Origin of the sequence: Simplicispira suum (assembly GCF_003008595.1) — a bacterium.
Taxonomy (GTDB): Bacteria; Pseudomonadota; Gammaproteobacteria; order Burkholderiales; family Burkholderiaceae_C; genus Simplicispira; species Simplicispira suum.
Map to the genome: position 1 here is coordinate 1,161,080 of NZ_CP027669.1, position 21,077 is coordinate 1,182,156.

At 64.9% G+C, this 21,077-nt stretch carries 20 protein-coding genes and 2 pseudogenes; 7 read left to right on the top strand and 15 right to left on the bottom strand.

Translation table 11 applies throughout. From position 1 onward, the window contains the following. Positions 1-9: 9 nt before the first annotated feature. From C6571_RS05475 to C6571_RS05485, 3 genes and pseudogenes are all read left to right on the top strand, one after another. Positions 10-473 (top strand): annotated as a pseudogene (locus C6571_RS05475) (CheR family methyltransferase); the annotation flags it as partial. A 44-nt stretch (positions 474-517) separates the two neighbouring features. Then, a complete protein-coding gene (locus tag C6571_RS05480; protein ID WP_106445800.1) occupies positions 518-1,111 on the top strand; it encodes a chemotaxis protein CheB in 594 nt (197 codons plus the stop codon). Further along, a complete protein-coding gene (locus C6571_RS05485; RefSeq protein WP_211300697.1) occupies positions 1,108-2,256 on the top strand; it encodes a hybrid sensor histidine kinase/response regulator in 1,149 nt (382 codons plus the stop codon). The genes C6571_RS05480 and C6571_RS05485 overlap by 4 nt, the downstream gene beginning before the upstream one ends. On the opposite strand, the gene C6571_RS05490 is transcribed toward C6571_RS05485, so the two are convergent. The 4 genes from C6571_RS05490 to recG form a co-directional block, all read right to left on the bottom strand. Then, the gene (locus C6571_RS05490) at positions 2,245-2,622 is read right to left on the bottom strand and encodes a response regulator (RefSeq protein WP_106445801.1); all 378 of its coding nucleotides are present in this window, start codon (positions 2,620-2,622) and stop codon (positions 2,245-2,247) included. The two genes, C6571_RS05485 and C6571_RS05490, sit on opposite strands and share 12 nt — an antisense overlap. A 113-nt stretch (positions 2,623-2,735) precedes the next feature. Beyond that, the gene (locus C6571_RS05495; RefSeq protein WP_106445802.1) at positions 2,736-3,245 is read right to left on the bottom strand and encodes a Dps family protein; all 510 of its coding nucleotides are present in this window, start codon (positions 3,243-3,245) and stop codon (positions 2,736-2,738) included. Positions 3,246-3,304: 59 nt separating this feature from the next. Next, positions 3,305-4,270 (bottom strand): hydrogen peroxide-inducible genes activator, encoded by a 966-nt coding sequence (locus tag C6571_RS05500; RefSeq protein ID WP_106445803.1) that lies wholly within the window; start codon positions 4,268-4,270, stop codon positions 3,305-3,307. Between the two features lie 115 nt (positions 4,271-4,385). After that, positions 4,386-6,482, bottom strand: coding sequence for an ATP-dependent DNA helicase RecG (gene recG, locus C6571_RS05505; RefSeq protein WP_106445804.1), 2,097 nt, complete (start codon positions 6,480-6,482; stop codon positions 4,386-4,388). Between the two features lie 131 nt (positions 6,483-6,613). Between recG and C6571_RS05510 the strand changes: the two genes are divergently transcribed. Together C6571_RS05510 and C6571_RS05515 are read left to right on the top strand one after the other, a co-directional pair. Beyond that, positions 6,614-7,906 (top strand): HD-GYP domain-containing protein, encoded by a 1,293-nt coding sequence (locus C6571_RS05510; RefSeq protein ID WP_106445805.1) that lies wholly within the window; start codon positions 6,614-6,616, stop codon positions 7,904-7,906. Positions 7,907-7,921: 15 nt separating this feature from the next. Continuing rightward, positions 7,922-8,878: a 1-phosphofructokinase family hexose kinase gene (locus tag C6571_RS05515; RefSeq protein ID WP_106445806.1), complete on the top strand. Its 957-nt coding sequence runs from the start codon at positions 7,922-7,924 to the stop codon at positions 8,876-8,878. Between the two features lie 17 nt (positions 8,879-8,895). Here C6571_RS05515 and C6571_RS05520 read toward each other — a convergent pair whose 3' ends face one another. The 3 genes and pseudogenes from C6571_RS05520 to C6571_RS05530 form a co-directional block, all read right to left on the bottom strand. After that, a complete protein-coding gene (locus tag C6571_RS05520; protein ID WP_106445807.1) occupies positions 8,896-10,014 on the bottom strand; it encodes a diguanylate cyclase domain-containing protein in 1,119 nt (372 codons plus the stop codon). Between the two features lie 111 nt (positions 10,015-10,125). Further along, the gene (locus C6571_RS05525) at positions 10,126-11,274 is read right to left on the bottom strand and encodes a GGDEF domain-containing protein (RefSeq protein WP_106445808.1); all 1,149 of its coding nucleotides are present in this window, start codon (positions 11,272-11,274) and stop codon (positions 10,126-10,128) included. Positions 11,275-11,458: 184 nt separating this feature from the next. Continuing rightward, a pseudogene (locus C6571_RS05530) lies at positions 11,459-11,941 on the bottom strand (SDR family NAD(P)-dependent oxidoreductase); the annotation flags it as partial. 21 nt (positions 11,942-11,962) lie between these two features. Here C6571_RS05530 and C6571_RS05535 point away from each other — a divergent pair. Then, complete coding sequence (locus tag C6571_RS05535) at positions 11,963-12,394, top strand: LysR substrate-binding domain-containing protein (RefSeq protein ID WP_106448064.1); 432 nt, start codon at positions 11,963-11,965, stop codon at positions 12,392-12,394. A 67-nt stretch (positions 12,395-12,461) separates the two neighbouring features. Continuing rightward, positions 12,462-13,553 (top strand): tRNA preQ1(34) S-adenosylmethionine ribosyltransferase-isomerase QueA, encoded by a 1,092-nt coding sequence (gene queA, locus C6571_RS05540; protein WP_106445809.1) that lies wholly within the window; start codon positions 12,462-12,464, stop codon positions 13,551-13,553. Positions 13,554-13,634: 81 nt separating this feature from the next. On the opposite strand, the gene trpB is transcribed toward queA, so the two are convergent. The 8 genes from trpB to trpE form a co-directional block, all read right to left on the bottom strand. Beyond that, the gene (gene trpB, locus C6571_RS05545) at positions 13,635-14,834 is read right to left on the bottom strand and encodes a tryptophan synthase subunit beta (protein WP_106445810.1); all 1,200 of its coding nucleotides are present in this window, start codon (positions 14,832-14,834) and stop codon (positions 13,635-13,637) included. Positions 14,835-14,871: 37 nt separating this feature from the next. Then, positions 14,872-15,585: a uracil-DNA glycosylase gene (locus tag C6571_RS05550; RefSeq protein ID WP_106445811.1), complete on the bottom strand. Its 714-nt coding sequence runs from the start codon at positions 15,583-15,585 to the stop codon at positions 14,872-14,874. A 175-nt stretch (positions 15,586-15,760) separates the two neighbouring features. Next, entirely contained in the window at positions 15,761-16,561 is an 801-nt protein-coding gene (trpC, locus tag C6571_RS05555) for an indole-3-glycerol phosphate synthase TrpC (protein ID WP_106445812.1), read from the bottom strand. 3 nt (positions 16,562-16,564) lie between these two features. Beyond that, positions 16,565-17,596: an anthranilate phosphoribosyltransferase gene (trpD, locus tag C6571_RS05560; RefSeq protein WP_211300698.1), complete on the bottom strand. Its 1,032-nt coding sequence runs from the start codon at positions 17,594-17,596 to the stop codon at positions 16,565-16,567. 40 nt (positions 17,597-17,636) lie between these two features. Further along, the gene (locus tag C6571_RS05565) at positions 17,637-18,287 is read right to left on the bottom strand and encodes a LysE family translocator (protein ID WP_106445814.1); all 651 of its coding nucleotides are present in this window, start codon (positions 18,285-18,287) and stop codon (positions 17,637-17,639) included. Between the two features lie 64 nt (positions 18,288-18,351). After that, positions 18,352-18,951: an aminodeoxychorismate/anthranilate synthase component II gene (locus tag C6571_RS05570; RefSeq protein WP_106445815.1), complete on the bottom strand. Its 600-nt coding sequence runs from the start codon at positions 18,949-18,951 to the stop codon at positions 18,352-18,354. Then, the gene (locus tag C6571_RS05575) at positions 18,948-19,283 is read right to left on the bottom strand and encodes a chorismate mutase (protein ID WP_106445816.1); all 336 of its coding nucleotides are present in this window, start codon (positions 19,281-19,283) and stop codon (positions 18,948-18,950) included. The genes C6571_RS05570 and C6571_RS05575 overlap by 4 nt, the downstream gene beginning before the upstream one ends. After that, the gene (trpE, locus tag C6571_RS05580) at positions 19,280-20,779 is read right to left on the bottom strand and encodes an anthranilate synthase component I (protein WP_106445817.1); all 1,500 of its coding nucleotides are present in this window, start codon (positions 20,777-20,779) and stop codon (positions 19,280-19,282) included. Before trpE ends, C6571_RS05575 begins: the two co-directional genes overlap by 4 nt. Between the last annotated feature and the right edge of the window lie 298 nt (positions 20,780-21,077).

Below are 21,077 nucleotides of genomic sequence, written 5' to 3' on the forward strand. Positions count from 1 at the left end.
GATTGCTCCATGCCCGCCCGCGAACTGGCCAAGACGGAGGACATTGCGCAGCGGCGGCTGATCGACGCCATCCACCTGCGCTACCACTGCGACTTCCGCTTGTGTCCCCCGGCATCGCGGCGCCGCCGCCTGAGCGCGGTGCTGACGCGATTCCAGTGCAAGGCCTTTCGCCGCCGCAGGACCGTGTGCAGCGCGAAACCGAAGTGTGCTCCGGCCTGCTTGACTACCTGACCCAGAAGGTGAGAGACACGTTCCGCGACCCTGGGTACTTTCGCGCGCGGCGCGAGCGCGTGCTGGCACATTTGCGCACCTACCCCTCGCTTAAAATATGGGTGGCGGGCTGCAGCACGGGCGAAGAGGTGTATTCACAAGCCGTTCTGCTGCAAGAAGCCGGGCGGCTTGAGCGCACCTTGATCTACGCTACCGACATCAACCTCAAGGCACTGCAGGCCGCTGGTGCTGGCGTGTTCGAGGACTTCGCTCTGCCGCAGCGCATCGATCGCAAGAAGTCATTGGCATGAATACTCCGCCCCCCGCCTTCCAAGCCATCGTGATTGGCGGTTCGGCCGGTGCCATTGATGCTTTGCTGACGATTCTTCCTGCTTTGCCGGCTACGCTGCGTGCCAGCGTCATCGTGGCCCTGCATGTCCAGCGCGACAAGCCCAGTCTGCTCGCACAGGTGTTTGGACCGCGCTGCGCACTGCCTGTGCACGAAGCGCACGACAACCAGCCGCTGCAGCCAGGGACCATCGTGTTCGCACCGCCGGACTATCACCTGCTGCTCGAAGCCGGGCCACGACTAAGCCTTTCGGTAGGCGTACCCCTGCATTTTTCGCGCCCGGCCATCGACGTTCTTTTTGAATCGGCCGCTGACCTGTTCGGCGAGCGCGTGATTGGAATTCTGCTTTCCGGCGCCAATAGCGATGGTGCACTGGGGCTGGCCGCGATTGAACAAGCCAAAGGCCTGTGCATGGTCCAGGCGCCGGACAGCGCGTCCTCGCCCACCATGCCACTGGCTGCGCTGGCACTGATTCCGCAGGTGCCCCATATTCTGAATCCGGCGGCGATCGCCGAAACCCTCAACAATCTGCACACACGGAGATTGCTTTGAAACAACCCTCGAGTCAGGACGCACCCCTCGCGGCCCCGATCAAGTGCCTGATCGTCGACGACATTGCCGAAAATCTCGTTGCCCTCGAAGCCTTGCTGCAACGGGACGATCTGCTGATACTCCAGGCGCGCTCCGGCGCCCAAGCACTGGAGCTGCTGCTGGCACACGACGACATTGCACTCGCGCTGCTTGACGTGCAGATGCCCGAGATGAACGGCTTTGAACTTGCCGAGATAATCCGAGGACGGGAACGCACGCGCCACATTCCCCTGATTTTTATTACTGCGGGCGCACACAACATCGACTGGCAGTTCAAGGGCTACGACGCCGGGGCCGTGGATTTTCTCTACAAGCCCGTTCATCCCCAGGTGCTGCTCAGCAAGGCCGAGGTGTTCTTCACGCTGCACCGACAGAAGCGCGCACTGGTGCGCGAACTGGCTGAGCGCACAGAAGCACTGCACGTCAACGAAATGTTCATGGCCGTCCTGAGCCACGACCTGCGCACGCCGCTGACCTCGGTCACCTTGGCGTCGGGAGCGCTGGTGCGTGCCTGCACGGACGACAAAAGCAAAGCGCTGGCGGCTCGCATCCTGTCCAGCGCGCGGCGCATGGACAGCATGATTGAAGACTTGCTGGACCTCACACGCATTCGCCACCATGGAGGGCTCCACCTGCATCCGAGCCCCCTCGATCTCGGAGAGCTGTGCGCACGCGTTGTCCAGGAACTGCGAGACCACAGCACCCGCGAGGTGCAGCTAAGCAGCACAGGAAATCTTTCGGGTTCGTGGGACGAGGATCGCCTGACCCAGATGCTGACCAACCTGATTGGCAATGCGCAGCAGCATGGCACAGCCGATCAACCTATAAGGCTGCATCTGGATGGCAATCAAATGAGCGCCGTGCGCATGGAAATCAGCAACGGCGGCTGCATTCCTGCCGAGCTGCTGCCGGTGCTTTTCAAACCGTTTCGCGGCAGCGAAAACAAAGGGGGGCGACGTGAGGGCCTGGGCCTGGGCTTGTATATCGTGCAGCAGATTGTCACCAGCCACGGCGGCAACATCGAAGTGCACAGCGAGGACGGGCACACTCGCTTTACCGTGACACTCCCACGTCAAGCCCCGGATACTCGCCAGCTACCCGACTGAATTGCGGCCGGAGGCGAGCGCAAGCTCCACCTCTTGCAGCAAGGCGTCGAGCTGCTCCACTTCAAACGGCTTGAGCAACGTGCGCACATTCGGCCCCCAAGCCTGCGCGTGCGTGCCCAGCTCGTAACCGGAGCACAGCACCACCCAGCGTGCGGGATTCTTGGCCAATAGCTGGTGTGCAAATTCGGTTCCCGACAGTCCGGGCAGGCTCACGTCGGTCACGACCATATCGAAGGGATCCTTCGAGTCCTGCGCCAAACCCTGCTCTGCACTCTCGCAAAGCACCACCGAGCGCCCCTCGCCTTCCATCAGCATGCCAATGGTTTCGCGCAGCTCCTCGTGGTCTTCAACGTACAGAATTCGCATGCAATGCCGGCCCGGACGCCCGAGAGTGGTTAATTCATGATCATCTCAAGGGCAACGCCCTGGGATCTGTAGGACGAACCCCTGAGACGCAGGGACCGTGCTTAGGAGGTTTCTTACTCCTCGAGCATCGAGCGCAGCATCCAGGCGGTCTGCTCGTGCACCGTCAGGCGCTGGGTCAACAGATCGGCCGTGGGTTCGTCGCCCGCCTTGTCGGCAATGGGGAACAGCTCGCGCGCCGTGCGGGCCACAGCCTCGTGGCCGGTGACCAGCACGCGCACCATGTCCAACGCCCGAGGCGGCGTGGCAGGAGCGTCCGGCAGGCTGGTGAGCTTGCCAAACTGCGCGTACGAGCCCGGTGCCGTGTGGCCCAGCGAGCGCACGCGCTCGGCAATCGGATCGACCGCATTCCACAGCTCGGTGTACTGCCCCATGAACATCAGGTGCAAGGTGTTGAACATCGGACCCGTGACGTTCCAGTGGAAATTGTGCGTCGTAAGGTAAAGCGTGTAGGTGTCGGCCAACAGGTGCGAGAGCCCTTTGGCGATGGCGGCGCGGTCTTTCTCCGAGATGCCGATGTTGATGCGGGGTGCCCCGGCAGCAAGAGAAGCAGGCTTTTTGGCCATGGAACATTCCTTTCAAGTGAAAAAGCGAGATGGAGTTTCGCTTTCACTATAGGCCGGGTTCAGGTCAGCCGTTTGACGCCGGGCAGACTGCATGCCACTACGGCATTGCGCAGCGCTGCAATGGCTTCGTAGCGCGTGAAACTGCGCCGCCAGACCAGCACCACCCGCCGCGTTGGCGGCGGCGTGCCGTCCGGCTCCTGGATGGGAAGGTAGCGCAGATGGGGGTCATCTGCGTGTCGTCGCTGGGGCGCATTGTTCAGCGCCGCCTCAGGCACGGCCAGGCGTGGCACCAAGGTCACCCCCATGCCGGCCGCCACCATGTGTTTGATGGTCTCCAGCGACGAGCCTTCAAATCGACGGGCAATGCCGTCGCCCTGGCTGGCGACGCGGGCGAACTCCGGGCACACCTCCAGCACATGGTCGCGAAAGCAATGGCCCGCGCCCAGCAGCAGCACCTGCTCGTTCTTTAGCTCAGCGGTGGATACCGACGCCTGCGCGGCCAGCGCATGTTTGCCCGGCAGGGCGGCGAGAAACGGCTCGTCGTAGAGCGCTGCGGTGGCCAGACCCGCATCCGGAAACGGCTCGGCGAGGATCGCGCAGTCGATCTCGCCGGTACGCAGCATTTCCAGCAGCCTCACCGTGAAGTTCTCTTGCAGCACCAGAGGCATCTGCGGCGTGTGCTCGATCACGCTGTGCACCAGCTCGGGAAGGAGGTACGGGCCAATGGTGTAGATGACGCCCAGCGTGAGCGCCCCGGCCAAAGGATCTTTGCCACGGCGCGCCAGCTCTTTGATGGCAGCGGCCTGCTCCAGCACCACCTGGGCCTGGCGCACGATTTCATCGCCCAGCGGCGTCACCGACACATCGCCCGCGCTGCGCTCGAACAACTTGAGTTCAAGCTCTTCTTCGAGTTTCTTCACCGCCACCGACAAGGTCGGCTGCGACACGTGACAGGACTCGGCCGCGCGGCCAAAATGGCGCTCTCGAGCCACGGCGACGATGTATTTGAGTTCGGTGAGGGTCATGGGTTCAAGCAATCATCTGGGCACAGGCCCCCGCCAGCAGGGCCGCTCCGCAGCGCCGGCGACAGCCTCTGGCGCCTGATCGGAGTGGCGAAGCCGCACAGAGGGTGGTCACAATTCAAGCTTTAAGGTAGTCCGATTTTCCGCCCAACCAGCGCTCCAGGTGCTGCGCGGCCAGTTCGGGATGGTGCTCCAGCATCAACGGCGCTGTTTCGCGCGCCCAGTCGAGCAGATGCGTGTCGGTCGCAAGGTCGGCAAAGCGCAACAGCGCATCGCCCGACTGGCGTGCCCCCAGAAACTCGCCGGGGCCGCGAATCTCCAGGTCACGCCGGGCGATCTCGAAGCCGTCGCTGGTCTCTGCCATGGCGCGCAGGCGCTCTTTCGCGGTTTCTCCGACACGCCCGCTGTCGTTGGTGGCGTAGAGCAGTACGCAGGCCGAAGCTGCCGCACCGCGCCCCACGCGGCCGCGCAGCTGATGCAGCTGCGAGAGTCCAAAACGCTCAGCATGCTCCACCACCATCAGCGAGGCATTGGGCACATCCACCCCCACCTCGATGACGGTGGTGCTGACCAGAACCCCCAATACGCCGTCGGTGAACAGCGCCATCACGGCCTTCTTCTCCGCTGCCGGCATGCGCGAATGCAACAGGCCGACGGCGACGCCCGGCAGCGCCTCGCTCAGCTCGGCGTGCACCGCCGTGGCGTTGGAGAGGTCCAGCGCCTCGCTCTCTTCAATCAGCGGGCAGACCCAGTACACCTGTCGGCCGGCCACCACCTGGGCAGCAATGCGCGCGATCACCTCGTCCTTGCGGCTGTCGGCAATCAGCTTGGTGACCACCGGCGTGCGACCGGGGGGCAGCTCGTCGATGACCGAGACGTCCAGGTCGGCGTAGTAGCTCATGGCCAGGGTACGGGGGATGGGCGTGGCGCTCATCATCAGCATGTGCGGCTCCATGCCATGTGCGGCCAGCTTTTGCCGCAGCGCCAGGCGCTGCAGCACGCCAAAGCGGTGTTGTTCGTCCACGATGGCCAGCGCCAGGCGCGCGAACGCCACCTGCTCCTGGATGACGGCATGCGTGCCCACCACCAGCGCTGCCTCGCCGCTGGACACGCGGGCCAGCGCCTCGGTGCGAATCTTTTTTTTCTGGCCGCCCACCAGCCAGACCACGCTGCGGCCCTGCGCGGCAAGCAGGGGTTCGAGCCAGCCCACCAACTTGGCGAAATGCTGGGCCGCCAGGATCTCGGTGGGCGCCATCAGCGCGCATTGCCAGCCAGCGTCGATGGCGCGCGTGGCCGCCAGCGCCGCCACCACGGTTTTTCCCGAACCCACGTCGCCCTGGAGCAGGCGGTGCATGGGCTGGGAGCGGGCAAGGTCGGCGCCAATTTCCTGCACCACCCGCTGCTGGGCGGCGGTCAGCGAAAACGGCAAAACGGCCAGAAACCGTGCCGACAGGGATTGCGATCCCGGCAACGCGCCCAGTACCGGGGCGCGCAGCCGGCTGCGCTCGCGCCGCGCCTGGAACTGCGACAGCTGCTGGGCCAGCAGCTCCTCGGCCTTGAGACGTTGCCAGGCCGGGTGGCTGTGGTCTTGCAACGTCGAGAGCGCCACATCCGGCGCGGGGCGGTGCAAAAAAGTGAGCGCCGCACGCAGATGCATCAAGCGCTGGAGGCCAATTTGACTTGAAAAACTGGCCGCCACAGGCGCCAGGGCTTCGGGCACAGTCTCGGGCAGGTCCACCCGCGCCAACGCGCCGGCAATGATGCGGCGCAGCAGCGCTTGGGGCAGGCCGGAGACGGTCGGGTAGACCGGCGTCAGCGCCGTGGGCAGCTCGCCGCCGGCGACGCGAAACACCGGGTGCAGCATCTGCCGTCCCCAGAAGCCGCCGCGCACTTCGCCGCGAATGCGCAGGCGCGCGCCTACCGCCAGCGTCTTTTGCTGCGAGGGATAGAAGCTGAAGAAGCGCAGCGTGCATTCGCCCGAGGCATCCTGCACCTGCACCACAAGCTGGCGGCGCGGGCGCAGTTGCACCTCGCAGCTGCGCACCGTGGCCTCGATCTGCGCCAGTTCGCCATCGCGCGCACTGGCAATTGGCACGATGCGGGTTTCGTCCTCATAACGCAGCGGCAGGTGCAGCGCCAGGTCGATGTCGCGCCGCAGGCCCAGCTTGTGCAGGGCTTTTTGAACGGCAGGAGTCAGCGGGCGGGGCGCGGGCATGGGCAGAGCGAGGTGGAGAAAAGCAGGGACTACGATCCGGGCCACAGCATAGACGGGCGCTGGACCCGTGCCCGAGCAGCCCACAAGTCTAAAATTCATCGACGCAGTCTCGCTTTCAGATTCCCACGTTCATGCTCAAACGCATTCAGATCCAGGACCTCGCGCTCGGCATGTTCGTGCAAGAGTTCTGTGGCTCGTGGATGGAGCATCCGTTCTGGCGCAGCAAGTTTCTGCTGGAAGACCCCGCCGATCTGGCGCGTATCCGCGCCACCGCCATCACCGAACTGTGGATCGATATCGCACGCGGGCGCGACGTCGCGGCCGGTGCGGTCACGCAGACGCGCGAGCAGGTGGAAGCCCGCATCGATACCGATTTCAGCGATCTGGCCGCCATGCACGCCATGGAGACGGCGGCTGCAAGCTCCGTGCGTCCGCCAGCAATACCGGCGCCGCGTCGCCGCGAGAGCGCCACGATGCAGAACGAACTGCGCGAGGCCGCGTCGATCTGCCAGCAGGCCAAGGGGGCCGTCATCTCCATGTTCACCGAGGCTCGCATGGGCCGGGCCGTAGACGCCGGACAGGCGCAGGCCCTGGTGCAGGACATCAGCGATTCGGTGGCACGCAACCCCGGTGCCCTCATCAGCCTGGCGCGGCTGAAGACGGCAGACGACTACACCTACATGCATTCGGTGGCGGTATGCGCACTGATGGTGGCGCTGGCACGGCAATTGGGCCTATCGGACGCCCACACGCGCAGCGCTGGGCTGGCTGGCCTGCTGCACGATCTGGGCAAGGCTGCCATTCCACTCGAAGTGCTGAACAAGCCGGGCAAACTCACGGACGAAGAATTCGACGTGGTGCGCAGACACCCGGTGGTCGGCCACGAAATGCTCAAGGAAGGCGGCCAGGTAAACGCACCGGTGCTGGACGCCTGTCTGCACCACCACGAAAAGATCGACGGCACCGGCTACCCGGACCGCCTGGCCGGTGAAAAGATCAGCCTCATCGCGCGCATGGCCGCAGTCTGCGACGTGTACGACGCCGTCACCTCTGATCGACCCTACAAACACGGCTGGGATCCCTCCGAATCGCTGCGGCGCATGGCCGAATGGACCGGCGGCCATTTCGACCCCCGCGTGTTCCAGGCCTTTGTCAAAAGCATAGGCATCTACCCGGTCGGCTCGCTGGTGCGACTGGCGTCCGGGCGGCTGGGGGTGGTGACCGAGCAGGGACAAAAATCGCTGGTCACGCCGCGCGTGAAAGTATTTTTCTCTACCCGCTCGAATTTGCGCATTCCCCCGGAGGAGATCGATCTGGCAGCGCCCAGCTGCAGCGATCGCATTGCGGCGCGCGAAGACCCGGCCAAATGGAACTTTCCAGATCTGCATGCCATGTGGACCGGTGTCGCCGGGCAGCCCTGGTAGCGCCGCCTTCCCTGCATGCCCTCCGTTCTCACGCTCACGCCGAACCCGGCATTGGATCTATCGGTACGCACTGCCCAGGTGCAAGCCGCGCACAAGCTGCGCTGCCATAGCGTGCTTCGCCATCCGGGCGGCGGCGGGATCAACGTGGCGCGCATGCTGCACCGCCTCGGCATTGAGGTGCAAGCGCACTGCCTGACCGGAGGCGTCGCCGGAGGGCAACTGGCTGCGCTGCTGGCGCAGGAAGGTGTTCGCACCCGGTGCCAGGCGATTGCCGGCGAAACGCGCGAAAACCTTGCCGTGCTGGACGACTCGAACGGACAGGAATTTCGCTTCGTCATGCCCGGTCCGCAGATCGAGGCGCAGGAATGGCAGGCCTGCCTGGATGCGGTGCAGAGTCTCGATCCTGCGCCCCAGTGGCTGGTGGTCAGCGGCAGTTTGCCGCCGGGGGTGCCCGACGATTTCTACGCCCGGCTGGCGCGCTGGGCGCAGGGCTGCGGCATCGCACTGGCGCTCGACAGTTCAGGACCCGCGCTCGCCGAGGCCATGGAGGCGGGGGTGGCTTTGGTCAAGCCCAGTTTGCGGGAACTGCGCGCGCTCACCGGAGCCGCCCTGAGCGAGCGCCACGAGGCCATCGCTGCAGCAGCTGCGCTGGTGCAACGGGGTGCAGCGCAAACCGTGGCGCTCAGCCTGGGCGGCGAAGGCGCGGTGCTCGTCACAGCCCGTGGCGTGTGGCAGGCACCGGCCATCCCGGTGTCCGCAGCGCAGGGCACCACCGGTGCCGGCGACTGTTTTCTGGCTGCGCTGTTGGCGGCGATGGTGCGCGGAGACCCTCCTGCGCAAGCCCTGCGCTGGGGCGTTGCGGCGGGAACAGCCTCGCTGCTGGCGCCCGGTACGGCGCTGGCCGAGCCGCGCCAGGTGCTGCGTCTGCTCGACCAGGTGCAGGTCACGGCACTGGCCGGGCCTGCACTGTAAGTCTAGGGCCTGTTCCCTCAACCCGCCACCCACCGATTGCGTCCAGTCGCCTTGGCCTGGTAGAGCGCGGCGTCGGCCTGCGCAAGCAGCTGCACTGCGGCGTGCTTGTCCACCTGCTGGTGCGCGCTGGTGCCGACACTCACTGTGACATGCGGAGCCACGTCTGAGCCCCTGTGCGGCAACGCAAGCGCCGCCACCTGCGCCACCACGCGAGCGGCCACCACAGCGGTGCCCGCAGCGTCGGTGTCGTACAAGATCACCACGAATTCTTCGCCTCCATAGCGTGCCAGCAGGTCCGTGCTGCGCGGCAAGGCCTGCGCCACAGCGCGCGCCACGGCCTGCAAGCAGCCGTCTCCGGCCGGGTGTCCATAGCTGTCGTTGTAGCGCTTGAAATGGTCCACATCGATGATCAGCAGCCCCAGTGGCTGGCCACGGCGCTGGGCACTGGCGCAAGCGTCGACGATGCGCACATCAAAGCAACCCCGGTTGGCGATTTTTAGCAAGGCGTCGGTGCTGGCGTAGGCTTCCAGGCGGGCGTTGGCATGGGCCAGTTCGCACGTGCGCTCGACAACACGCTGCTCCAACAAGGCGTTGGAGCGCGCCAGCTCGGCGTTCTGCACCGTCAGGACGTGGTAGAGCCTGCCCACCATGCCGATGAGCGCCTGTGTTCCCTGGTCATGCAACTGGGCTTCCCGTGCGTACGCCTGCTCGGCCGTCAATCCCTGTGCCAGGCCCTGCATCTGCCGTGCCATGGCCTGGTCGATGCCCAAGATGTGCATGCCCAGCCAATAGGCCAGAAACCCGACAAAGGACTGCGCGGGCTGCTGCAGTGCCGAGCGCGCGCTCCACATGGTGGCTACCTGCTCGACAAACTGACGGTGCAGGGCGCTATGGGTCTGGACATGGCGCGCGTCCAGGCCGCACTCGCGCATCAGTTGCTCTTCTTCGGCAAAGTGGTAGAGCGTGTAGCACAGCATGTGCTCGTACGCCTGGCCCAGCGCTTGCTCGTCACCGGTCGCATTGCTGTGCTGAAGTGCGTCGCTGAGCGCATTGAAGGATGCGATCAGCGTCTGGTGTTGATCGTCTACGTTCACCAGGCCGGTGGTGAAGTTTTCATCCCACACAAAGGTGTCCATCGGCAGCCTCTCTCCAGGGAATCTCCCAGAAGTGGGGCGCAGCATAGCGCTGCTGCTGGTGCACGCAAGGGGGTTGCGTCAATCGGCCTTCACATCTCTCCGATCGGCCATTCAGTGCGGCGCCAGTACCCAGCGGTTGCGTCCACCTGCCTTGGCCTCGTACAGGGCTGCATCTGCTTCCTCCACCAGGCTGGTGCTGCCGAACTTGTGGGGCGGCACCTGCGCGGCCACGCCCACACTCACGCTCACATAAGGAGAAACCTTGGACTCCCCATGCACCAGGCCCAGCGCGGTCACATTGGCCACCACCCGCGCGGCCACGGTGGCTGCGCCCTCGGCATCGGTGTCGGGCAGGATGACTGCCAATTCTTCGCCGCCGTAGCGGGCCACCAGGTCGGTGCTGCGTGTCATGGTTTGCTGGACGGCACGCGCCACCGCCTGCAGGCACACGTCGCCCTTGGGATGGCCGTGGCAGTCATTGAACTGCTTGAAATGATCGACATCGATCATCAGCAAAGCCATCGGTTGTTCGCGCCGGAAAGCCGCCGCGCAGGCCTGCGCCAGGCGTTCGTCGAAATAGCTTCGGTTGGCGATGCCCAGCAAACCATCGGTGCGCGAAAACGCCTCCAGCATGCGGTTGGCATGCTGCAGTTCTTCGTTGGCTTGCGCCAGCGCCTGGGTGCGATCGGCTACGCGCTCTTCGAGCATTCGGTTGGCGTTGATCAGCCCGGCGTTTTGTTGCGCCAGCACGTGGTAGAGCCGCTCGATCAGCTTGAGCAGCGCCTGCGTGCTGTTGCTCTCGGCGGCGTTGTGCTCGTTGTTCCAGGCTTGCTCGGGCGTGGCTCCGGCGGCGACGGCCACAATCTGCCGCGCCAGCGCCTGGTCTGTGCCCAGAATGTGCAGCCCCAGCCAGGATGTAAGAAACCCGATGATGGACTCGGCCGTGTCCGGCATGGAACTGCGCACCGACCAGATCTCGTTGATCTGATGGACGAACTGCGAGTGTTGCGCCTCCTGCAGCGCGATGTGGCGCGGGTCGATGCCCACCCCGCGCATCAGCGCCTCCTCATCGCGAAAATGGTATTCGGTGTAGGCGACCAGGCGCGCGAATGTGTCGTTCAGCAGCGTCTCGCGATTGTGCAGGTCGGTGCTTTGAAACGTCGCACTCAGCTCGTTGAACAGGTCCACGAGCGCGTGGTGCTGATTGTCCACATCTTCCAGACCTGTGATGAAATTGTGGTCCCAGACAAAGGCATCCATGGGCGCAGTCCTTGAAGAATCTTGACTGAAGCAAGCTTACGCGCACATGGCCGTGCGCGGTTTGCCGCAATCGCGCCCTTTTCTCCTTGTTTTCCCCATTTTTCTGAAGAGGGCCTGTTCGGACATCCCCGAGTCTGGCGTCCTCGGCATACCGCAATGCGGCCGTGGCGGACGCTCGGAAAATTCAGCCGTGAATGCCGCCCGCCACCTCGATGCGCTGGCCATTGATCCAGCCGCTCCCCCCCGATAGCAAGGCGGCTGCGGCGCCCCCGATGTCGTCTGGCACCCCGACCCTTCCAAGGGGCGTGCTCTTGGCAATACTGGCGTTGAGGTCGGCGTTGTCGCGCACTGCGCCGCCACCAAAGTCGGTCTCGATGGCACCTGGGGCCAGGGTGTTCACGGCGATGCGGCGTGCTCCCAGCTCGGCCGCCAGGTAGCGCGTCAACACCTCCACGCCGCCCTTCATTACGGCGTACGCCGCATAGCCCGGGTGCGAAAAGCGTGTCAAACCGCTCGAGACATTGAGAATGCGGCCCCCGTCTGCCATCAGCGGCAGCAACTTCGGCGTCAGAAAGAACGCGCCTTTGAGATGCACATTGACCATCTCTTCAAACTGCTGCTCCGTGGTGTCGGTGAATGGAGCGAAGACACCAAAGCCTGCGTTGTGGTTGCGTATCCCTTGGGCGCCATGACCCAGTACAACTACGCAAGTCCTGGCTACCTGCTCCAGCACGGCACACCACAGACGCTCAGCGATCTGATGCATGGCGGGCACCGCATGGTGCACTACGTACCAGCCTTGGGGGCACGGCCCCTGGGATGGGAGTACACCGACGCAGACGCTAGGGCCTGCACGCTGGCGATGCCGGGCGCGCTGCAGGTGACCAATGTGCAGGCCTACGAAGCCGCGTGCGTCGCGGGGCTGGGCATGATTCAGGCACCGCGTGCGGGCATGCACAAACACATCATGGAGGGCAAGCTGGTCGAAGTCCTCCCTGCCTTGCGCGCACCGCCGCTACAGGTCTCGTTGGTGGTGGCGCACCGACGCGGCATTTCGCGCCGTGTGCGCGTTTTCATGGACTGGCTGCGTGAAGTGCTCGCGCCCTGTCTGCAGGCTTGAGGCGGCGACGCGGTCACAATCAGGGCAATTTTCTTTCTTGGTACGGACGCGTCCCGTCCTCAAGCGCATGACCAGTTCTTCTCCCCGCAATTTCACCCTTGCCGACTTCGACTTTCAACTTCCTGAGGCGCTGATCGCCCAGCACCCGTGCGCCGAACGCAGTGCCTCACGCCTGCTGGACGGAACCGCTGGCGCGCCAGTGGACCGCATCTTCCGCGAGCTGCCGTCGCTTGTGCTTCCCGGCGATCTGCTGGTATTCAACGACACACGCGTTCTCAAGGCGCGCCTCTTTGGTGAGAAGCCGACCGGCGGCAAGGCCGAGCTGCTGATCGAGCGCGTACTGCAAGGCCAGGAGGTCGTCGCCCATGTCAAGGTCAGCAAAAAGCCGCCGATTGGCACCATGCTGCAGATGGCTGGCGGCTTCCACGCCACGCTGCTCGGCCGCTGGCCGGATGCACAAGGTCCGCTGTTTCGTTTTCGGCTCGACGGCCCGGCGAGCGAAACGCCCTTCGAGCTGATGGAGCGTCACGGCCATATGCCGCTGCCGCCCTACATCGAGCGCCAGCAGCAACACGAAAACGCGGGCGATGCAGCCGAGGACGAACGCCGCTACCAAACCGTATTCGCCCGCGTGCCCGGCGCAGTGGCGGCGCCCACGGCCGCTCTGCATTTCGACGACGCGGTTTTGGCCGCCCTGGCCGCACGCGGCGTCGAGCGCGCCAGCGTCACGCTGCACGTGGGCGCCGGCACCTTCCAGCCGGTCAAAACGGACAACCTGGCCGAGCACCGCATGCACGCCGAGTGGTACTCCATTCCAGCCGAAACGCTGGCGGCCATTCAGCGCTGCCGACAACGCGGTGGGCGCGTGGTGGCGGTGGGCACGACCACGGTGCGCACGCTTGAATCCTGGGCGCAGAGCGGCCAAACTGAAGGCGAGACGCGCATCTTCATCACGCCGGGCTTTGCCTTCCAGGTGGTGGACCTGCTGCTGACCAACTTCCATCTGCCCAAAAGCACCTTGATGATGCTGGTCAGCGCCTTTGCCGGCTATGAGCGCGTCATGGCGCTGTACCGGCATGCGATTGCGCAGGGCTATCGGTTCTTCAGCTATGGGGATGCGATGCTGCTGGCGCGCCGCGCCCCCATGGCCCTGGCGTAGGCTTGTTCGCGGATATTGCTCTTAAAAAAAGAGCATCTAACGCTTATCCTATAAGCGCTAGCGCCCTATTTAACCTGGTTTTTACAAGCCCAGGTGCTGCGCCACGAAATCGGCGTCCTTGTCGCCCCGGCCCGAGAGATTGACCAGAATGTTCTGCTCTGGCGGCAGGGTTTTCGCCAGCTTCATCGCATAGGCCAGAGCGTGGGCACTCTCTAACGCCGGGATGATGCCCTCGGTGCGTGAGAGCGCCATGAAGGCGTCCAGGCACTCGTCGTCCGTCACCGACTCATACTGCACGCGGCCCACGTCCTTCAGGTAGCAGTGCTGCGGGCCGACGCCGGGGTAGTCCAGGCCCGAGGCAATCGAGTACACCGGCAGCGGCTCGCCTTTTTCATCCTGCAAGTTGTAGCAGATGAAACCGTGGATGGCGCCCTTGGTGCCCAGCGTCATGGTGGCGGCGTGGTCCGGGGTATCGAGGCCACGTCCGGCAGGTTCCACGCCGACGAGCTGCACATCAGCATCAGGCAGGAATTCCGTGAAGATGCCCATGGCGTTCGAGCCGCCGCCAACACAGGCCATCACCACATCGGGCAGGCGCTGGTGCTCTGCCAGAAACTGCGCCCGCGCCTCGCGCCCGACGATGCTCTGGAAGTCGCGCACCATTTTCGGAAACGGGTGCGGGCCCACGACCGAGCCGATGGCATAAAAGAAATGGACCGGGTCCAACATGTACTCCTCAAAAGCGCTGTCGACTGCGTCCTTGAGGGTGCGCGTGCCGCGCGTCACCGGCACCAGCCTGGCGCCCAGAATTTTCATCTTGGTGACGTTGGGGTGCTCCTTGGCGATGTCTACCTCGCCCATGTGGATTTCGCACTCGATGCCCACCAGCGCGCAGGCCGACGCCAGCGCCACGCCATGCTGGCCCGCCCCGGTTTCGGCCAGCACCTTGGTCTTGCCCATGTGCTTGGCCAGCAGCGCCTCGCCCAGGCAGTGGTTGATCTTGTGCGCGCCGGTGTGGTTCAGGTCCTCACGCTTCAAGTGGATGTGCGCGCCGCCCTGGCGATCGGACAGGCGCCGGGCATAGAAGATCGGGCTCGGCCGGCCAACGTAGTGCGCGTACAGGTCGGCCAGCTCACCCTGGAACGCCGCCGTTTTGCGGACCTGTTCGTAGGCGTCGTTGATGCCGTCCATCACGGCCTTGAGCTCGGGCGGGAGGATCTGCCCGCCGTATTCGCCAAAGAAGCCCTGACTGTCGGGCATTTCCAGAAACTGCTGTGCCATGCGGTGTCCCTCTGTGTGGTGAAAAAATCGGGAAATCTTATCCGCCGTGTGCCCTTCGAAACGCCCGCGCCTGGCCGAAATGCCCGCAGCCGATAAAAGGCACAGGCGGGCGCAGGGCGGACAGGGGCGAGGGGTGGTTGGCGCACAGCACCAGGTGCTGCGGGGCGGTGATGAGTGCGCGCTTGGACTGCGCGTGCGCGCCCCAGAGCATGAAGACCACCGGTTGCACCCCGCCCGCGATATGGGCGATCAGCGCGTCGGTCAGCAGCTCCCAGCCGCGCCGGGCGTGGCTGGCGGGCTGGCCTTCTTCGACGGTGAGGGTGGTGTTGAGCAGCAAGGCGCCCTGCTCTGCCCACGCCACCAGGCTGCCGCCGGGCACCGGAAACGCGGGAGGCGGGGTCCCCAGGTCGCGCTCGATTTCCTTGAAGATGTTGCGCAGCGAGGGCGGCAGCGCCACACCTGGCGCGACGGAAAACGCCAGGCCGTGCGCCTGTCCCCGGCCGTGGTAGGGGTCTTGTCCCAGGATGACGACACGCACTTTCTCAGGCGGTGTGAGTTCGAGCGCGCGCAGCGGCTGGGGTGGGAAGATGCTGGCACCGGCCGCCAGGCGCTCGCGCAAAAAAACCAGCAACTGCGCGCCTGCGGGCGAGCCAAAGAAGCCATCCACCAGCGGCTGCCAGCCCGGCGCCACCGGCCAGTCGCACGGGTCGGCGCTCTGGAGCTGCGTGGCGGTCGGTACAGACAAACTCATGGCGAAAAAGTGCTTCTAGCGCAAGCGCATAATGGATGAGCAGCTATTGATTTTGATGTCCCATGGCCCTGGCTAGCGTCGCGCTGCGCGGGAGATATGAAACCGACGCGGCCCAGGCCAGCGGCCACCGTGCAAGGGCCGCCCCGCCGCACTGGTGGCGTCCCCCCTGCCCGCATCACGCAAACAGTTCCGCCAGGGCCAGCCCCGGTTCTTCGGCGCGCATAAAAGCTTCGCCCACCAGAAAGGCCTGTACGCCGGCGGCGCGCAGCCTTTGCACATCGGCCGGCGTTGCCACGCCGGACTCGGTGATCAAGAGGCGCTCCGGCGGCACGTGCTTTTGCAGATCCAACGTGGTCTGCAAGCGGACCTCGAACGTCTTCAAATTGCGGTTGTTCACGCCGACGAGCGGGGTCTGCAAGCGCAGCGCACGCTCCATCTCGGCGGCGTCGTGCACCTCAACCAGCACCGCCATATCAAGGCCGCGCGCAATCGCTTCGAAATCGCGCATCTGGGCGTCGTCAAGGCAGGCGGCAATCAGCAGCACGGCATCTGCGCCAATGGCGCGCGACTCGTAAATCTGCCATTCGTCAACCATGAAGTCCTTGCGCAGCACCGGCAGCATGCAGCTCGCGCGGGCCTGCTTCAAATAGTCGATGCGGCCCTGGAAATACTGCACATCGGTCAGCACCGAAAGACACGCGGCGCTGACCTCGCCGTCGCCCTCGGAATAGCTCTGGGCGATGTCGGCGGGTTCGAAATCGGCGCGCAGCACGCCCTTGCTGGGGCTGGCCTTCTTGATCTCGGCAATCACCGCCGCTTGCCCGCGCAAGATTTTGGCGCGCAGCGCGGCTTCAAAATCGCGCGTCAGCACGCGGCTCTCGGCGTCCTGGCGGATGCTGGCGAGCGGCGTACGGTGCTTGGCCGCAGCGACTTCTTGCTGTTTGGTGGCAACGATCTGGCTGAGGATGTCGGACATGGCTTATCCCTTCTGCGCTTGCGTGAAGGCGACCAGCTGGCGCAGCCGCTCGCGGGCGGCGCCCGAGGCGAGGGCGGCGCGGGCACGCTCCAGGCCGCCCCCAATCGAACCGGCCACGCCGGCCACGTACAGCGCGGCGCCGGCGTTCAGACACACGATGTCGGCGGCGGGCCCCGCTGCGCCGTCGAGCACCGAGAGCAGCATGTCGCGCGACGCTTCGGGCGTCTCCACCTTGAAGGCCCGGTTGCTGGCCATGGGCAGGCCAAAGTCCTCGGGGTGAATTTCGTATTCGCGCACCTGGCCGTCCTTGAGCTCGCCCACCAGCGTGGCCGCACCCAGGCTGATTTCGTCCATGCCATCGCGGCCATAGACCACGAGCGCATGCTCGGCGCCCAGGCGCTGCAGGGCGCGCACCTGGATACCGACGAGGTCGGGGTGGAACACACCCATCAAAATGTTTGGTGCCCCGGCGGGGTTGGTCAGCGGGCCGAGGATGTTGAAGATGGTACGCACGCCCAGTTCGCGCCGCACCGGGGCCACGTTTTTCATCGCCGGGTGGTGGTTGGGCGCGAACATGAAGCCAATGCCCACCTGGGCAATGCTCTCGGCGATGGCGGCAGGCGGCAGGTCGATGTGCACGCCCAGCTGCTCCATCACGTCGGCGCTGCCACTCTTGCTGGAGACGCTGCGTCCGCCATGCTTGGCTGCACGCGCGCCCGCAGCAGCCGCGACAAACATGGCACAGGTAGAGATATTGAAACTGCCGGCACCGTCGCCCCCGGTGCCCACGATGTCGACCAGGTGCGTGGTGTCTGCCACTGGCACCTTGTTGGAGAACTCCCGCATCACCTGCGCGGCCGCAGTGATCTCGCCAATGGTTTCCTTCTTGACGCGCAGGCCGGTGATGATGGCGGCGGTCATGACAGGGGACAGCTCGCCCCGCATGACCATGCGCATCAGGTGCAGCATCTCGTCGTGAAAGATCTCGCGGTGTTCGACGGTGCGCTGCAGCGCTTCTTGCGGGGTGATGAGCATGGCAGAGGTTCCCAATGAATGACGAGAGGACAGAGCGGTGTCAAAGTCTGGCGGGCGCATCGGTCAGCGCCAGCTTCACGCCGAAGCCGATGAAGAGCGATCCCGCCACGCCATCGAGCCAGCGCATGGCGCGCTGCATGGCGCCCGCGCGGCGCGCCGCCCAGGCGGCGGCACAGGCCCAGCCGGTATTGACCAGCGTGCTGTTAAACGTAAACAAAAGGCCCAGCGCCAAAAACATGGCGGGCGCATGCGCGCTGCCCGGCGCAATGAACTGCGGCACGAAGGCGAGGAAGAACAGCGCCACCTTGGGGTTGAGCACGTTGGTCAGAAAGCCCCGGCGAAAAACCGTGGTCAGCGCCACCTGTGTGTCGGCAGCGCCCCGCGCGCCCGACGAGCCAGAACCACCCAGCCCGGCGATCAGCATGCGAACGCCCACGTATACCAGGTAGATCGCGCCCAACCACTTGAGCACATCAAACGCCGTGGCCGACGCTGCCACCAGGGCGCTCACGCCCACGGCAGCGGCCAGCACGTGCACGCAGCAGCCCGCAGAAATGCCCAGCGCCGCCACCACCCCCGCACGCACGCCGCGCCGCGCCGCATGGGCGATGATGAAGAACACATCCGGCCCCGGCGTGAGGTTGAGCAAGACGCCGGCGGCGACGAACAGAATCCACTGGTGGGTGGGCATGGGGTCGGCAGAAAATTGATTGAAATTGGCCTCTAGCGCTTATTCATAAAGCGCTAACAGCTATCTATTTAATAGCATCCAATGCGGTCGGATGCAAGAAATTGCGCAGCAGTGCGTGTCCATGTTCCGAGAGGATGCTTTCCGGGTGGAACTGCACGCCCTCAATGGACAGTTGCTTGTGACGCACGCCCATGATTTCGCCGTCCTCTGTCCAGGCGGTGATCTCCAACACCTCGGGGCAGCTGGCGCGCTCGATGGAGAGCGAGTGGTAGCGGTTGACCGTGAACTGGCGCGGCAGGCCGGCGAACACGCCCGTCTGCGTGGTCGTGATGACGCTGGTCTTGCCGTGCATCAGCTCCTGCGCGCGCACGATGGTGCCGCCGAAGGCTGCGCCGATGGCCTGGTGCCCCAGGCACACACCCAAAATCGGCAGGCGGCCAGCGAAATGCTGGATGGCGGGCACAGAGATTCCGGCCTCGGCCGGCGAGCAGGGGCCGGGCGAGACCACCAGCCGGTCCATTGCGCCCGATGCCAGCCGCGCGTCCAGATCGGCCAGCGTGACCTCGTCGTTGCGCACCACTTCGACCTCGGCGCCCAGCTCGCCGAAGTACTGGACGATGTTCCAGGTGAAGCTGTCGTAGTTGTCGATCATCAAGAGCTTCATGCGCCTTCTCCCTGATTGGAGGTTTCGCGCAGCCGCACGAACTCGCGCTCTTCAAAGGCAATGCAAGCCTCCATCATGCTGCGGTAGATCTGCTCGATGACATCGCTGTCGCCACCCTCTCTCAAAGCGGCCTGGCGCACCCGGCGCACGATGTCTTCGATGCGCGCTTCGTCGCGCACCTGACTGGCGCGCTGCTTGATGCGCGCAGCCTGCGTCATGTACGCCACGCGCTCCACCAGCAGCGGCACCAGCACGTCATCAAGCGCGTTGATGGCGCCGCGCACATCCTGCATGTCCTGGCAGGGTTTCACTTTTTCGATCGCGCGCGTCATTCCAGCCCCTCTTCCACCAGTTCAGCGGCGCGCAGCAGGGCACGCGCCTTGTGTTCCGTTTCGCGCCATTCCAGCTCGGGCACCGAATCGGCCACCACGCCGGCCGCAGCCTGCACGTAAAGCTCGCCGTCCTTGACGATGGCGGTGCGAATGGCAATCGCCACATCCATGTCGCCGGCGTAGCTCAGGTAGCCGCAAGCACCGCCGTAGAGGCCGCGTTTGGTGGGCTCCAGCTGATCAATGATTTCCATGGCGTGCACCTTGGGCGCGCCAGTCAGCGTGCCGGCGGGGAAGGTGGCGCGCAGCACGTCCATGTTGCTCATGCCGGGCTTCAAGATGCCTTCGACGTTGCTCACGATGTGCATGACGTGGCTGTAGCGCTCTACCGCAAAGGCTTCGGTGACCTTGACCGTACCGGTCTGCGCAATGCGGCCAATGTCGTTGCGCGCCAAGTCGATCAGCATGACATGCTCTGCGCGCTCCTTGGGATCGTTGATGAGTTCCAGCTCGGTCAGCTTGTCCAGCTCGGGCGTGGCGCCGCGCGGACGGGTGCCGGCCAGCGGGCGGATCGTCACCTTCTCGCCGGCCTCTGTTTTTTCCTGCCGCACCAGAATCTCCGGGCTGGCGCCCACCACGTGGCTGTCGCCAAAGTGGTAGTAGTACATGTAGGGGCTGGGGTTGAGCGAGCGCAGCGCGCGGTAGAGCGAGAGCGGACTGGCATCAAAGCGCTTGTGAATGCGCTGGCCCACCTGCACCTGCATGAAGTCTCCCCCGGCAATCAGCTCCTTGGCGCGCACCACGGCGGCCAGGTAGTCCGCCTTGGCGAAGTCGCGCTGCGCCGGGTGACCCAGGCTGGCTTGCACCTGCGGGGCGCTGACCGAATAGCGCAGTTGTTCGCGCAGGCTGCGCAAGCGCTTCTTGGCGTTGCTGAAGGCCTCAGGACGCGCCGGGTCAGCATAGACGATCAGGTAGAGCTTGCCCGAGAGGTTGTCGATGACCGCCAATTCCTCGCATTGCAGCAACAGGATATCGGGCATGCCCAGGGTGTCGGGCGGACAGCTCTTCTCCAGCTTCTTCTCGATGTGGCGCACCACGTCGTAGCCAAAATAGCCTGCAAGGCCCCCGCAAAAGCGCGGCAGGCCAGGGCGCAGCGCCACCTTGAAGCGCTTCTGGTAGGCCTCGACGAAATCGAGTGGATTGCCGGAGGCGGTTTCAACCACCTGGCCGTCGGTCACCACTTCGGTCACGGCGTCGGCGCCGAAGCCGCGCGAACGCAAGAGCGTGCGCGTCGGCAGGCCGATGAAGCTGTAACGACCAAAGCGCTCGCCACCCACCACGGATTCGAGCAGGAAGCTGTGCGCGCCACCGCCTTGGCTGTGAGCCAATTTGAGGTACAGCGACAGAGGGGTTTCAAGATCCGCGAAGGCTTCGGCCATCAGCGGAATGCGGTTGTAGCCTTCGCGCGCGAGGCTCTGGAATTCAAGTTCAGTGATCAAGGGGGTGTCCTGCCAAGGCGGCAGGCGGGCCAGCAGACTGGCGCGCCGGGTTCATCGGGAAGGCCGCAGGGGCCAGATAGGCGTTTGCTGCGTACAGCAAGCGCCACACGTCAGGCGCAGTAGGGACGCCAGGGCCAGGCTCCCCGGTCTGTGCGACCTGCGATGAACGCGCGGTGAATGAACATGGCGCAAAGTGTAGCAAATGCGTGCCCGAGCTCCCATCGCGTCGTGCATGGGCAAGAGGCCCGAGCGCACGGGAAATCCCTAATGGGGTCCAGCATCAACTGCCATACACTTT

Bases quoted from the DNA above. Each gene is read 5' to 3' on its own strand.
- C6571_RS05480 (WP_106445800.1), top strand. From the start codon at position 518: ATGAATACTCCGCCCCCCGCCTTCCAAGCCATCGTGATTGGCGGTTCG.
- C6571_RS05490 (WP_106445801.1), bottom strand. From the start codon at position 2,622: ATGCGAATTCTGTACGTTGAAGACCACGAGGAGCTGCGCGAAACCATT.
- C6571_RS05495 (WP_106445802.1), bottom strand. From the start codon at position 3,245: ATGGCCAAAAAGCCTGCTTCTCTTGCTGCCGGGGCACCCCGCATCAAC.
- C6571_RS05500 (WP_106445803.1), bottom strand. From the start codon at position 4,270: ATGACCCTCACCGAACTCAAATACATCGTCGCCGTGGCTCGAGAGCGC.
- recG (WP_106445804.1), bottom strand. From the start codon at position 6,482: ATGCCCGCGCCCCGCCCGCTGACTCCTGCCGTTCAAAAAGCCCTGCAC.
- C6571_RS05510 (WP_106445805.1), top strand. From the start codon at position 6,614: ATGCTCAAACGCATTCAGATCCAGGACCTCGCGCTCGGCATGTTCGTG.
- C6571_RS05515 (WP_106445806.1), top strand. From the start codon at position 7,922: ATGCCCTCCGTTCTCACGCTCACGCCGAACCCGGCATTGGATCTATCG.
- C6571_RS05520 (WP_106445807.1), bottom strand. From the start codon at position 10,014: ATGGACACCTTTGTGTGGGATGAAAACTTCACCACCGGCCTGGTGAAC.
- C6571_RS05525 (WP_106445808.1), bottom strand. From the start codon at position 11,274: ATGGATGCCTTTGTCTGGGACCACAATTTCATCACAGGTCTGGAAGAT.
- C6571_RS05535 (WP_106448064.1), top strand. From the start codon at position 11,963: ATGACCCAGTACAACTACGCAAGTCCTGGCTACCTGCTCCAGCACGGC.
- queA (WP_106445809.1), top strand. From the start codon at position 12,462: ATGACCAGTTCTTCTCCCCGCAATTTCACCCTTGCCGACTTCGACTTT.
- trpB (WP_106445810.1), bottom strand. From the start codon at position 14,834: ATGGCACAGCAGTTTCTGGAAATGCCCGACAGTCAGGGCTTCTTTGGC.
- C6571_RS05550 (WP_106445811.1), bottom strand. From the start codon at position 15,585: ATGAGTTTGTCTGTACCGACCGCCACGCAGCTCCAGAGCGCCGACCCG.
- trpC (WP_106445812.1), bottom strand. From the start codon at position 16,561: ATGTCCGACATCCTCAGCCAGATCGTTGCCACCAAACAGCAAGAAGTC.
- trpD (WP_211300698.1), bottom strand. From the start codon at position 17,596: ATGCTCATCACCCCGCAAGAAGCGCTGCAGCGCACCGTCGAACACCGC.
- C6571_RS05565 (WP_106445814.1), bottom strand. From the start codon at position 18,287: ATGCCCACCCACCAGTGGATTCTGTTCGTCGCCGCCGGCGTCTTGCTC.
- C6571_RS05570 (WP_106445815.1), bottom strand. From the start codon at position 18,951: ATGAAGCTCTTGATGATCGACAACTACGACAGCTTCACCTGGAACATC.
- C6571_RS05575 (WP_106445816.1), bottom strand. From the start codon at position 19,283: ATGACGCGCGCGATCGAAAAAGTGAAACCCTGCCAGGACATGCAGGAT.